Source organism: Protofrankia coriariae, assembly GCF_001017755.1.
Lineage (GTDB): Bacteria > Actinomycetota > Actinomycetes > Frankiales > Frankiaceae > Protofrankia > Protofrankia coriariae.
The window spans coordinates 38,978-51,138 of record NZ_JWIO01000034.1 but is presented as its reverse complement, the minus strand read 5'-3'; the positions used below and the strand labels follow the sequence as shown (position 1 = coordinate 51,138).

The 12,161-nt window shown below is 69.0% G+C and carries 10 protein-coding genes and 1 pseudogene (1 of these 11 cut by a window edge); 5 read left to right on the top strand and 6 right to left on the bottom strand.

Going from position 1 to position 12,161, the window contains the following annotated elements; genetic code table 11:
- Both FrCorBMG51_RS18475 and FrCorBMG51_RS18470 read left to right on the top strand, forming a co-directional pair.
- On the top strand, positions 1-911 hold the 3' end of the coding sequence (locus FrCorBMG51_RS18475; protein ID WP_047224303.1) for a branched-chain amino acid ABC transporter permease/ATP-binding protein. 1,861 nt of this gene lie to the left of the window's left edge; only the last 911 of its 2,772 coding nucleotides appear in the window; the start codon falls outside the window, past its left edge; it ends in the stop codon at positions 909-911.
- Complete coding sequence (locus FrCorBMG51_RS18470; protein WP_013873299.1) at positions 908-1,669, top strand: ABC transporter ATP-binding protein; 762 nt, start codon at positions 908-910, stop codon at positions 1,667-1,669. The genes FrCorBMG51_RS18475 and FrCorBMG51_RS18470 overlap by 4 nt, the downstream gene beginning before the upstream one ends.
- 207 nt (positions 1,670-1,876) lie before the next feature.
- Here the strand turns inward: FrCorBMG51_RS18470 and FrCorBMG51_RS18465 are convergent, their stop codons facing one another.
- Entirely contained in the window at positions 1,877-2,617 is a 741-nt protein-coding gene (locus FrCorBMG51_RS18465; RefSeq protein ID WP_083731252.1) for an SDR family NAD(P)-dependent oxidoreductase, read from the bottom strand.
- A 736-nt stretch (positions 2,618-3,353) separates the two neighbouring features.
- On the opposite strand from FrCorBMG51_RS18465, the gene FrCorBMG51_RS18460 reads away from it, so the two are divergent.
- The 3 genes from FrCorBMG51_RS18460 (at position 3,354) to FrCorBMG51_RS18450 (ending at position 6,192) form a co-directional block, all read left to right on the top strand.
- The gene (locus tag FrCorBMG51_RS18460) at positions 3,354-4,562 is read left to right on the top strand and encodes a cytochrome P450 (protein ID WP_047224301.1); all 1,209 of its coding nucleotides are present in this window, start codon (positions 3,354-3,356) and stop codon (positions 4,560-4,562) included.
- 184 nt (positions 4,563-4,746) lie between these two features.
- A complete protein-coding gene (locus FrCorBMG51_RS18455) occupies positions 4,747-4,944 on the top strand; it encodes a ferredoxin (RefSeq protein WP_047224326.1) in 198 nt (65 codons plus the stop codon).
- A gap of 360 nt (positions 4,945-5,304) precedes the next feature.
- Positions 5,305-6,192, top strand: coding sequence for a hypothetical protein (locus tag FrCorBMG51_RS18450; protein ID WP_047224325.1), 888 nt, complete (start codon positions 5,305-5,307; stop codon positions 6,190-6,192).
- A gap of 85 nt (positions 6,193-6,277) precedes the next feature.
- Here FrCorBMG51_RS18450 and FrCorBMG51_RS18445 read toward each other — a convergent pair whose 3' ends face one another.
- From FrCorBMG51_RS18445 to FrCorBMG51_RS18425, 5 genes and pseudogenes are all read right to left on the bottom strand, one after another.
- Positions 6,278-6,616, bottom strand: a complete 339-nt coding sequence (locus FrCorBMG51_RS18445) for a hypothetical protein (protein WP_047224300.1) — start codon at positions 6,614-6,616, stop codon at positions 6,278-6,280.
- A 268-nt stretch (positions 6,617-6,884) separates the two neighbouring features.
- Positions 6,885-8,147: a fatty acid desaturase family protein gene (locus FrCorBMG51_RS18440; RefSeq protein WP_047224299.1), complete on the bottom strand. Its 1,263-nt coding sequence runs from the start codon at positions 8,145-8,147 to the stop codon at positions 6,885-6,887.
- Between the two features lie 52 nt (positions 8,148-8,199).
- Positions 8,200-9,279 carry a ferredoxin reductase gene (locus FrCorBMG51_RS18435; RefSeq protein WP_047224298.1) on the bottom strand — a complete coding sequence of 360 codons (1,080 nt, stop codon included), beginning with the start codon at positions 9,277-9,279 and terminating at the stop codon, positions 8,200-8,202.
- Between the two features lie 138 nt (positions 9,280-9,417).
- A complete protein-coding gene (locus tag FrCorBMG51_RS18430; protein WP_047224297.1) occupies positions 9,418-11,244 on the bottom strand; it encodes an SDR family oxidoreductase in 1,827 nt (608 codons plus the stop codon).
- Positions 11,241-12,161, bottom strand: a pseudogene (locus FrCorBMG51_RS18425) (M24 family metallopeptidase); the annotation flags it as partial. The pseudogene FrCorBMG51_RS18425 and the gene FrCorBMG51_RS18430, both read right to left, overlap by 4 nt.

Here is a 12,161-nt window from a genome sequence, read left to right as displayed (position 1 = left end):
GGCTCGGTCGCCAGCCGCTCACACGCAGGCCGCGCGCGCACGGCGCCCGCACCGGCGCCGACGCCAGGAGCAGTGCCAGCGCCGCTGCCAGCACCCGCCCCAAGGTCGCTGTCGGCACGCTCGCGGTACGCGGGCTCGGGGTGAGGTTCGGCGGCCTGGTGGCCGTGGACGGCGTCTCCTTCGAAGCCCGGACCGGACAGATCACCGGTCTGATCGGTCCGAACGGGGCCGGAAAGACCACGACCTTAAACGCCTGCTCAGGGGTGCTCCGACCGACGAGCGGGAAGATCTCCTTCGACGGCCACGACATCTCCCGGCGGGGCCAGGCCGTTCGGGCCCGGCTCGGTATCGGCCGCACGTTCCAGCAGATGGAACTGTTCGACTCGATGACCGTACGTGAGAACGTGGCGCTGGGAGCGGAGGGCAACTTCGCCGGGGCCAATCCGCTCAGCCACTTCCTGAGTTCGAGCGGGCAACGGAACCTCATCAGGCAGAGCGCCGAAGAAGCCATCCGGCTCTGCGAGCTGGATGATGTCGCGGAATCACTCGTCGGAACCCTGTCGACGGGGCTGCGCCGGCGGGTCGAGTTGGCCCGCGGCCTCGCCGGACCGTTCCGCGTCCTCCTGCTCGACGAACCGTCGTCCGGCCTCGATCGGGCGGAAACCAGCCGGTTCGGCGAGACCCTCCAGCGCGTCGTGCGGGACCGGGGAATCGGCATCGTGCTCGTGGAACACGACATGGCGCTCGTCAACGAGATATGCGACCACATCCATGTCCTGGACTTCGGTAAACCGGTCTTCGACGGAACGCCCGACGAGGTGATGGCGTCCCCGCTCGTGCGGGCCGCCTATCTCGGGGGCGACGCCGTCGAAACCGTCACGCGGCAGCCCGTCGGGGAAGTGATGTCATGACAGCAGCAAATGGTGCCGCCATCGCGGGCGACACGAAACCGTATGCCCTCTCGCTGCGGGGAACGCAGTCGGGTTACGGCCGGTCGACGGTGTTGCGAGCGGTCGACCTCGACGTGCCGGCAGGCGGCGTGGTTGCCCTCCTCGGCGCCAACGGCGCGGGCAAGACGACGCTCCTGCGCACCGCGGCGGGTCTGAACAAACTGCAGCACGGCCACATCTCGATCGGCGGCGCCGACCATTCGGACACTCCGCCGTATGCGCGTACCCGTGCCGGCCTGTGCCTCATCCCCGAGGGCCGGGGAATCTTCCGATCCCTGTCCGTGCGGCAGAACCTTCGTCTGCTGCGGCCACCGTGGCTTCCGGAGATCAGATCCGACCGGGCGCTGGAAGCCTTCCCCGCACTGCGGCAACGGCTCGACGACGTTGCCGGCACTCTTTCCGGGGGGCAGCAACAGATGCTCGCGCTGTGCCGGGCCTACCTGTCGAATCCACAGGTCATCCTGGTGGACGAGGTCTCCATGGGCCTGGCACCACGGATCATCGACGAGATCTTCGCGTCGCTGCGGCAGCTGGCCGCGAGCGGGGTGTCGCTGGTCATTGTCGAGCAGTACGTGGAACGCGCGGTCGAGTTCGCGGACGCTGTCGTCGTGTTGCGGCGCGGGAAAGTGGTGTTCAACGGGACGCCGGACACGCTGGATCACAACGCGCTCGTCAACAGTTACCTCGGATCAGGGGATCCGGTGGCCGACCGATCATAGGAACCGCGTCCGGCGGATATCGGATACGGGCCAGAACCGATCCGACGCTGAACTCATGATGCCGGCCGCACATGCGATGCCGGCCACTCCTGGCAGCACCGACCCCCGGCGCCACTGGACCATGCCTGGTCCGGGTGGTGCCGGGGGTCGGCGGATACGCCCGGCGGACGTATCGACGTGATGTCCCGACGCGGCGATCAGAGGCGATCAGAGGGTGGTGTAACCACCGTCGATCAGGATCGTGTCACCGGTGATGAACGACGACTCGTCACTCGCCAGGAAGACGGCCAGCCGGCCCACCTCGGTGGGGGTCCCGTATCGTCCCAGCGGTGTCGCCCTGACCACGCCCTCGATGAGCTCCGGCGGGAGGCTGTCGGTGATCTGTGTCCGGATCGGCCCCGGGCAGATCGCGTTGACACGGATGTTCCGGCTCGCGTACTCCGCCGCCGCGGTCTTCGTCAGCATGGCCACGGCGCCCTTTGCCGCGCAGTAGGCGGGCATTCCCGGGAAAGCGACCATCGCGGCCATCGACGCCGTGTTGACGATTGTTCCCCCGCCGTTCTCGAGTAACTTCGGGATGGCGTAGCGCATACCGAGGAACACCCCTCGCCCGTTCACACCGAAGACCCGGTCGAACTCTTCCTCCGGATATTCACCGGTATGGGCGACCGCACCGTCGATACCCGCGTTGTTACAAAGGACGTCGAGCTTTCCGAAATGGGAGACGGCCGCGTCCAGCATGCTCCGGACGTCCGCACCCCTCGACACATCGGCGTGCACCGCGTAGCAGTCGCTCCCGAGTCGCTTGGCGACCTCCTCCTGCTGGCCCGAGATATCGACGGCGACGACCCTGGCCCCTTCTTTCACGAACTCCTCGGCAATGCCGGTGCCGATTCCCGAGCCCGCCCCGGTGACGACAGCAACTTTCCCTTCGAGTCGCCCAGCCACGTCGCTCCCCTTTCCAAGATCCATTCGATCGAACGATCATTCGCCCCGATACTAGGCCCGCCCAGGGAAAAAAACAACGGTTTGTTTCACTCCTTTTCCCGGACGGGGAACGCGGATCGGCACCTGCCACGACAGCGGCACGCGTCGATCCGGAGAGCCACGGCGGCCCGCCCGGCAACAGGGTGGCAGGACATTGCGCCAGCACACCCGCGCACGGCCGGCCACGCGGTTTCCCGCGACCCCGGTACCGATGGCCAAAGCCCGGGGTGCGATCCAGATTAGGCTCCTGACCTGGGACTATGCCTCATCGCGAACTCCGGGTGACGCTCGACTGTGACCTACTTGACAGATCAAGTAGCGCCTGTTATGTTCATAAAAACAAACGTATGTTTGTATTGCACCGAAGGGAAACTGTACCAAAAGACAGGAGGTACCCGGACGGTACGTTAGCCCGTACGGACGCAGGATGGTGCGCCAACAGCAATCCTGGCACCGAACACCGACACTCGGGCAGCACAGTCGCACGCAACAGGTCGGACCGCGGGGCGTCCGACCCGAATCCTCACCGCCGCCGCGACGGTGCAGTGACGTATTCCGGCCGTCAGCGGCCTGGCCCACGACCGCATATCGGTCGCAGTTGGCGCCGACCGGCGCCCACCAGCATGCCGTTCCTCGGCCACGGGAAACCAGCCAGCTACCGCGCGACCCGAACCGCACGTTCAATGGAGGTGCTCTTGTGACCACGAGCGAAGGATTCCGAAGGGACATCTTCTCCGACTTCGACATCGAGGACCCGGAGTTCAACGACCGCTTCTACGAGGTCCTCGACGAGTTTGTGGACAGATGCCCGGTCACCCGCAGCAATGTCGGGAACGGGTACTGGCTGATCAACCGGTATCAGGACGTCAAGCGCGCCGGCCAGGACTGGCGGACCTTCAGCAGCGCCAAGGGCTTCGAGCCCAACCGCGACCCGGAACGCCCCTACCTGATGCCGGAGGAGTCGGATCCGCCCCGTCACAACCTCTGGCGGAACGCGCTGAACCCCTACTTCTCCCCGGACGCGATCAGCGCCTTCGAGGACTCCATCCGGACGGAGGCCGTCACCCTCATCGACGCTTTCATCGACAGGGGTGAATGCGAGTACATCAAGGAGTTCTCGTCGGTGCTGCCCGGCTCGGCGATGTTCAAGAACCTGCTGGGCCTGCCCACCGACGACGTCCCCATGCTCATCAAGCACATGGACGCGGGCTTCTACGGGCCCAAGGAGGAACGCACCGAGAACCTGACCAGGGCATTCGTCCATCTCGGCGAGTACCTGGGCCGCCGGGCCAAGGAGCCGCCGCGCGGCGACGTGGTGGACGTGATCGCGGCAGGTGTCGAATACGAGAACGACGAGCCGGCTCCCTGGCAGGACCGGGTCTCCATCATCACCGACCTCGCGCTCGGCGGCATCGTGACCGCGACGTTCGTCATGTCGGGTGCCATGTCCCACCTCGCCACCCACCCCGAGGACCGCAAGGCGCTGGTGAACGATCCGAGCCTGATCCCCCAGGCGGCCGAGGAGTTCGTCCGGTACTTCCCACCGGTGGTCGCGCTCGGCCGTTCCGTGACCACGGATGTCGAGATAGGCGGGCACCATTTCAAGGAGGGTGACTTCGTTCTCCTGAACTACGCGGCGGCGTCACGGGACCCGAAGGCCCTGGACAGCCCCAGGGAGTGCAACATCTTCCGGGAGCGCGTCCCCCACTCGGCCTTCGGTGTCGGTGTCCACCGCTGCATCGGCGCCCACCTGGCGCGCCTGGAGATCAAGGTCGCCCTCGAGGAGTTCCTCCGCCGTATCCCCGATTTCAACCTGAAGCCCGGCACCCGGCCCGAGTACGAGACCGGGATCCTCCGCAGCATGAAGAAGCTTCACCTGGAGTTCCCGGCGCAGCGCGGCGCATAGTCGGGACCGTACGGTGCCACCGGGCAGCGGGCACAGATCAACGCCGTTTCGTCACCGTGCCCGCCCTATCCCCGTGGGTCACGACTGTCCCGGGCATGGTCCGCGGTCTCCGGCCGCGAGAACCGCTGACGGTTGGCCGCACGAACACCACAGGCCTCTGAACGAATGATGGATGGTGACGACCGTGAAGGTCAGCGTCGACAACAGCAAATGTGAGGCACATGGCCAGTGCAACATGATCGACGAACAGATATTCACCCTCGACGACCAGGGTTACAGCAACATCGGCAAGGACAAACCAGTACCCGAGGGGTTAGAGGACAACGCCGATCAGGGCGTGTACAACTGTCCCGTGAACGCGCTGTTCATTGACCACTCGTAGTTTCACGGACCACTCGTAGTTTCACTGATCGCTCGTAGTCCGCTGTCGAGGATCCGGCCGGGCCCCGGGCCGGCGCGCCGTGGGCACGGTAGTCGCGGGACCACCTGGCCGGTTCCTCATAACGGCGGCCGCCGTCCTGCCCGGGCCAGCGCACTTCGGGGCCTGCGGGGCGACGGGCCCGGCCCGGCCACCGCGTCCGTCACCGACGGTTGCGCAGCAGAGCCGACGGACGACCGAAGATTCGAAGCACCCTTCTGGAGAGTGGCAGCCCCGAAGTTCGCACCGTGTCGCACGCGATAGTATTCGGCCTCGTTCCGTGAACGATCGTTCCATACAGACGTTCCATACAAAGAGGTGAACATGGCCGGTCTGTCAGTTGACGCGTGGGGGGCGTTGGCACATCCGATTCGCGAACACCCACCGGCGGAATCAGCGCCGTGGAAGGACAACGCGTACCTGGGATTCTGGGACCCCGAACACGACGTCTACGGGACGATCCACGTCTCCACGTCGCCGAACTCCAGGGACACCCTGGCTCGGGCGAGCCTGTCGGTGCGCGGGCGCACCGCCGAGGTGGCCGAGGAACTCGCGCCCGCCAGCTTCACCAGCCCGTCGATCGCGTTCGACCTGGCGGGCAGGATCACCGTCGACGCGCCCGGGCTGCGGGCGAAGCTGGAGCTCGCCCCGCTGTTCACGATCGGCGACTACCGTGCCACGGACATAGTCGCCGACCTCGTTCGGGACGCGCCGTTGCAGCACGTCGAACAGTTCGCCCGCGTCGCCGGTGAGGCCGAGGTGGCCGGTGAGACCACCACCGTCGACGGCGTCGGCTTCCGCGACCGCACCTGGGGCTACCGGGACGAGTCCGTGTCGATGCCGGAGTACTTCGCGCTCATGGCGGTCTTCCCCGGCCACGGGCTGGTCGGGCTGCGCTTCGCCCAGCCCGACGGTGGCGAGCGCACCGCCGGGTTCCGGCTGGACGACGACACCGCGCTCGCGGTGTCCGCGGTCGCGCCGATCACGCGGGACGCGTCCGGGCTGTTCGCCGCGGTCGACGTCACTCTCGCCGACGGGCAGCGGCTGCGCCTGCGCCGTACCCGCCGGACCGCCGGCTTCTGGGTACCGATGGGCTGGGAGCGCACGGCGCCGACGCTGAGCGCCTACGACGAGTTCGTCGAGATCCGCACCGACCGCGGCGACACCGGCTTCGGCATCGTCGAGCAGGGCATCATCCGCCAGCTCGTCTGAGCCTTCCAGGCCGTCCATCCGCAACCTCGGACAGCTTTCGGTAGCTCCCCCACTGGCCGGGGGTGGAGCTGCCGAAAGCCACTCTCTAGTTCTGGATCTCGACTGGCCCCTCGTCGAAGACCGTGATGTCCGTGACGATGTATATCGGGCTGGGCCAGTCGACGTTGACGACGAACGTCACCCCGTTGTTCGGATCCCAGGGCGCGCCGTGCGGGGCGATATTGGACACCGTCACGTTCGCCGCCCCGATGAACCGCTGGTGGTTCTGGTCGACGAACCCGCCGTGCGCGTCCGGGTCGGTCACCGGAAGATACTCGCTGGCCGCGACGTGCACGATCGAGTTGGCGTTTATCGCCCCCCAGTTGAAGTTCAGCAGTTGACGTCCGTGCTGCTTCCCCCAGTATTTTCGAATGTGTTGCGGCATCGCAACCACCCCTTTCTTGGCAAAGCCCGGCGGAAAACTTCTCGCCATGCCGGTGGGACCGTGGGGAGCCACCTCTCGGCGGGAAGCGGGCGCGCCCCGGGCCGATGCGCGCCTGCTGTCGTCGCGCCACGTCACTGGACGTGACTGCTCACAGTGGCGAGTCTGCTTCGCCCGAAGGCGGCCGGCATCAGTGGTAGCCCTGAAAAACCGGGCCTCCGTGAAGACGGTCTCCCTCGGGGCTGTCGGGGGTGGTCTGGACCGCGACCGCTCAGACCACGCGGCGGGAAACCGTAGCCGTCCCGACGAACTTCTCCCGCTGGCGGCGGATCCCGCGTACGCGATCAGCCATGCGGTGCGCGGCGGCGGTCCTGGTGGGCCCGGTGGTTTTCTCCGCGGGCGGCAGCGCGAACCTGAAAATCTTCTTCTCGACGGAGAAGAACTGCCTGGACAGCCGACCGGTGTTGTACGGCAGGCCGTAACGCCGGCATATCTCCCGGACCTCGGCGGCGATTTCGGGGTAACGGCGGGCCGGGACGTCGGGGAACAGGTGGTGCTCGATCTGGTGGGACAGGTTGCCCGTCATGACGTGGAAGAGCCGGCCGCCGGTGATGTTGGCGGAGCCGAGCAGTTGGCGGTAGTACCAGTGGGCGCGGCTCTCGTCTCGTGTCTCCTCCTCGCAGAACGTGGCGACACCCGTCGGGAAATGGCCGCAGAAGATGATGGTGAACGCCCAGACGTTGCGGACGAGGTTCGCCAGCGCGTCACCGGCCAGAGTGGGCAGCAGCCGAGGCCCGGTGAGCAGCGGGAAGAGGACGTAGTCCTTGAGCGTCTGGTTGCGGACCTTGCGCAGCATGCCCCGGTGCAGGGGTCTGGTGTCGGCCCAGGTCCGCTCACCGGTGACGATCCTGTCGACCTCCAGGTCGTGGAGCAGCACACCCCACTCGAACAGGAGCATCAGCAGGAAGGCGTAGAGCGGGTTACCGAGACATCTCGGCTCCCACCGCTGCTCCTCCCCCATCCGCAGGAGGCCGTAGCCGAGATCGCGGTCCCGACCGACGATGTTGGTGTAGGTGTGGTGGATGTAGTTGTGGGAGTATTTCCACTGCCCGCTGGGGCAGACGGTGTCCCACTCGTACCCACGGGAGTTCAGATCCGGGTCACCCATCCAGTCGTACTGGCCGTGCAGGACGTTGTGGCCGATCTCCATGTTGTCGAGGATCTTGCTCACGCTGAGTGAGGCAACCGCGAGCGGCCAGGCCGGCGGCAGGTAGAACAGCGCGCGGCCGGCGGCCTCGAAGGCACGCTGGGCCCTGACGACCCTGCGGATGTACGCGGCGTCCTTCTCACCGAGATCGTCGATGATCCGCTGCCGGATCGCGTCCAGCTCGGCGCCGAACGCCGCAAGTTGTTCGGCGGTGAGCATGACAGGCCGGGTGGGCGGGGTGGACCGGGCGGGCGCGGGCGGCCGGGCGCGTGTGGTGAAACGGCTGGGTGCGGCGGGCCGGGCAGATGTGACGGGCGAGGTGGTCACGGTTCTTCCTTTCTTCCGGTCTTCCGGTCTTCCGGGTGCCGGTGGGCGGCCTCTATCTCGACGGCACAGGTATCTCGACGGCGCAGGTGCCGACGGGCGCGGACACGCAGATGCGGATGTCCTCGTCGGGCTGGCGCGACTCCTCACCGGTACGCACGTTGCGGACGACCCCCTCGGTCTTGTGGGACGTGCAGGACAGGCAGATGCCCATGCGGCAGCCGAACGTGGGCGCAAGCCCGGCGGCCTCGGCCTGCTCGAGCAGGGTGGCCCCGCTGTTGGGCACGGTGGCCACGGTGGCGCCGGCCCTGGTGAAGATCACCTCACCGCCGGCCGGGCCGCGTACGGCAGGCGGCCGGAAGTACTCCACGCGCAGCCGGTCGCTGCCGGCGTAGGCGTCCTGGATCCTCTCGATCAGGCCCGCCGGGCCGCAGGCCCAGGTGTCGACGTCCCGGTAGCCCGGCATCAGCCGGGACAACTCGGCCGGGGTGAGGCGGCGACCGCCCTGCCGCGGGTGGACCAGGTGGACGTGGACGTTCGGGGGCAGCGCGGCGAGCTCGCCGGCGAAGATCTGGTGTGCCGGCGACCGTGAGTAGTGCAGAAACGTGATGGTGCCGCCGTAGCCGCGCCGCAGCAGCGTGCGGACCATCGACATCACCGGGGTGATGCCCGAGCCGCCGGAGATGAACAGCAGCTGGCGCGGCGGCGGCTCGGGCACGGTGAACGCGCCGGCCGCCCGCGACAGGTGGACGACCAGGCCCGGCCGGGCACGGCCGACGAGGTAGCTGGAAACGACCCCGTCCGGGTTGGCACGCACCGTGATCGTGATGCGGCCGCCGCGGCCGGAGGCGGGCGAGGAGACCGAGAAGCACCGGATGTGACGGACACCGTCGATCTCGACGCCGAGCTGGACGTACTGGCCGGCGAGATGGCCGGGCCAGCTCCCGGTGGGCTGGAGGGTGAGCGTGGCGACCGGGGCGCCGGCGTGGGTCTCGGGCTCGACGCGGACGACCCGGGCCCGGATCTCGTTCACGGCCCACATCGGGTTGACCAGCTCGAGGTAACGGTCCACGCCGTGCGGCGAGGTGAGGGCCGCCACCACCGGCGACCGCAGCAGAGCCTGGACGAGCGTCATGGCTGTCCTCTCCGTTCAGGCTTCTCCGTTCAGGCCTCTTCGTTCGGGCCCGCGGCAGGACGAGCCGGCGGTGACGGGAGCACACGGGCGGATGGGCGTCGGCTGAGAGATCGGATGGGGGCGACAGGGCCCCGGTCGTCAGTCGATGTCGATGCGGGCGGCGACGCGCGTCAGAGCCGGGGAGAGCCGGCTGAGAACGCGGCCGGCCCTGGCCTCGACGGTGACCGGGACGACGGCCCTGTTCTCCCGGACGGCGCGCAGGATCTGCCAGGCGACCTTCTCCGGGGGGAAGTTGCGCCTGGCGTAGAGCGCGGCGAAGCGGTCGCGGGTGGCGTCGAGCCCGTCGGCGGAACGGCCGGAGAAGGTGCTGGTCCGGGTGATGTTGGTGTTGACGAGGCCGGGGCAGATGGTGCTGACGCCGATGCCGGCGGGAGCGAGCTCGGCGCGCAGGCAGTCCGACAGCATGTAGACGGCGGCCTTGCTGGTGGCGTAGGCGGCAAGGACCTTGCTGGGCAGGTACGCGGCGGCGGAGGAGACGTTGACGATGTGGCCGCCCTCCCCGCGCTCGACCATCAGGGTGGCGAAGGCGCGGCAGCCGTGAACGACGCCGCCGAGGTTGACCTCCAGGATGTGCTGCCACTCCTTCTCGGTGGTCTGCAGGAAGGTGCCGCCGTGGCCGACACCGGCGTTGTTGACCACGATGTCGGGGACGCCGTGGGCCGCGGCCACCTCCCTGGCGAAGGTGTCGACGGCGGCGCTGTCGGCGACGTCCACCCGGTGGGCGTGGGCCGCGGGGGCGCCGAGCAGGCGGGCGAGTTCGACGGTGCGCTCGGCGGTGGCCAGGTCGAGGTCGCAGACCACGACGGCGGCGCCGTGCTCGGCGAAGGCCAGCGCGGTGGCTCGTCCGATGCCGCTGCCGCCGCCGGTGACGACGGCCAGTTTCCCGGCGAAAGCCGCCCGCTCCAGGCCGGGACCCCGGCCCCGGCCCCAACGCAGGCGTGGGCGCTGGGGCCGGCGCGGGCCGGCGGCCCGTTCCCGGCTCGAGACGGCGGCTCGCTCGAGGGCGGGCGAGGCGGGCGCGCCGTCGGCGTGCGCGGCGATTTCTTTGATCATCTGTGCCACGGTGGGGCCTTTCTCGAGCAGTGCGGACCAGTGCCCGGCGGTCAGGGTGCGTCGCCACAGGTGGGGCACCCAGCGGTCGAGGTCGTCGCCCAGCGCGGGGCTGACGTAGCGGTCCCGGACGAGGGTGATCAGCTGTACCGGCACGGCGGTCGGACGCTGCCGTGGCCGCAGCAGGTGGGGCAGCATGTTGGCCCGGTACAGCGCGATCCCGTGTACGGCGTCGGTGGCGAGGGTGGGCTGCGGGTGGCTGGTCCGCGGGATGACCCCTTCGGTGGACGCCAGCACGTACCCCCACCGCGCGGCCAGGCCGAGCCGCCAGACCGCAGGGGCGAGCAGCGGCAGGTGGAAGACGCCGATGTACCAGGAGTGCGCGGCCTGGGTGAGCAGCTGGCCGAGGTGACGCGGGGTGGGACGGGCGAGCCGTCGCCGCGCCCAGTGGCCGACGTGGTCCAGGCAGGGCCCGGACAGGGAGGTGTAGGAGGCGATGCGGCCCGCCGCCCGGGGGTCGGTCACGGCCTCCCAGGCCTGGATGGACCCCCAGTCGTGGGCAGCGAGATGCACCGCCCGGTGCGGGCTGACCGCGTCGGCCACCGCGAACAGATCGTCCGCAAGCTGAGGCAGACGGTAGCCGCGCACCCCCTTCGCAGCCCCGGAGGCTCCGGCGCCACGCACGTCGTAGCGCACCACGTGGTGGCCGTCGGCGGCGAGGGCCGCGGCGACGTCGTCCCAGACCCAGTGGGTGTCGGGGTAGCCGTGCACGAGCAGTACCGTCGGCCCGGCCGGGTTGCCCTGCTCGTACACGGCCAGCGGCACACCGGCGGAGACGACCGTCCGCCGCCTCATCGCGCCTCCACCGCAACATCCGTCGCGATGTCCGCCACCGCAGTATCCGTCGCGATGCCCGACGAGGTGCCCGACGAGGTGTCCGCGGCCCGCTGCCAGCGGCGTACGTNGTCGAGCCAGTAGGCGTCGTCGTCGGTGACCACCAGCAGCTCCTCGAACTTCAGGCCCACATCGCGGAACGCGACGTGCGGCTCGACCGCCCACAGCCCGGGTGTGGGCGCGTGCCGGGAGGCACGGCCGTCGGCCCACAGCGGTGACCGGCCGTACCGGCGCTCGCCGAGGAACTCGCGCCCGAGGGTCTGCAACGTCCGTATGCCGAAGCCGAGGACGCTGACTCCGGCGGGCCCACGGGCGATCGTGCGGGTGACCTGGTGGCCGATGACCCGCCCCGGGTAGACCCGGTGCCGGTTGTCGTAGCCGTGACGGGCGATGAGCGCGTCCACCCGTGCGTAGATCTCGTTGAACGGTGTGCGCCGGCGCGCCTCGACGACGATCAGATCGCGGTATTCGCGCAGGTCACGGTCGATCCTGTCCCAGACGGGGCTGGCTGCGACCCGGCCGGCGTACCCGATGTCGGCGGTGTAGCCGTCGATGACGGGAGCGCAGTCGAGGATGTACGGCATGCCCTCCTCGAGCCTGCGCCGGCTCGGGAAGAACTGCAGCGGCGTGTGGAAGTGCCGGAAGGCGGTCCGGTCGCCGAACCAGGCGAAGGGGACGTGGAAGAAGTCCTGGACGCCGGCGGCGGCCAGCTCCCGGCCCAGCCGCGCGCTGGCCTGGCGTTCGGTCACGCCGGGCTCCAGCCAGGCCCCGACCCGCTCGGCGCAGGCGTAGGCGAGCTGCTGCAGCTCACGGAAACGCCTGAGGTCGCCGCTGTCGTATGGGAAGACCGTCGCGGCCTGGGGCCGCTGGCGGGCCGA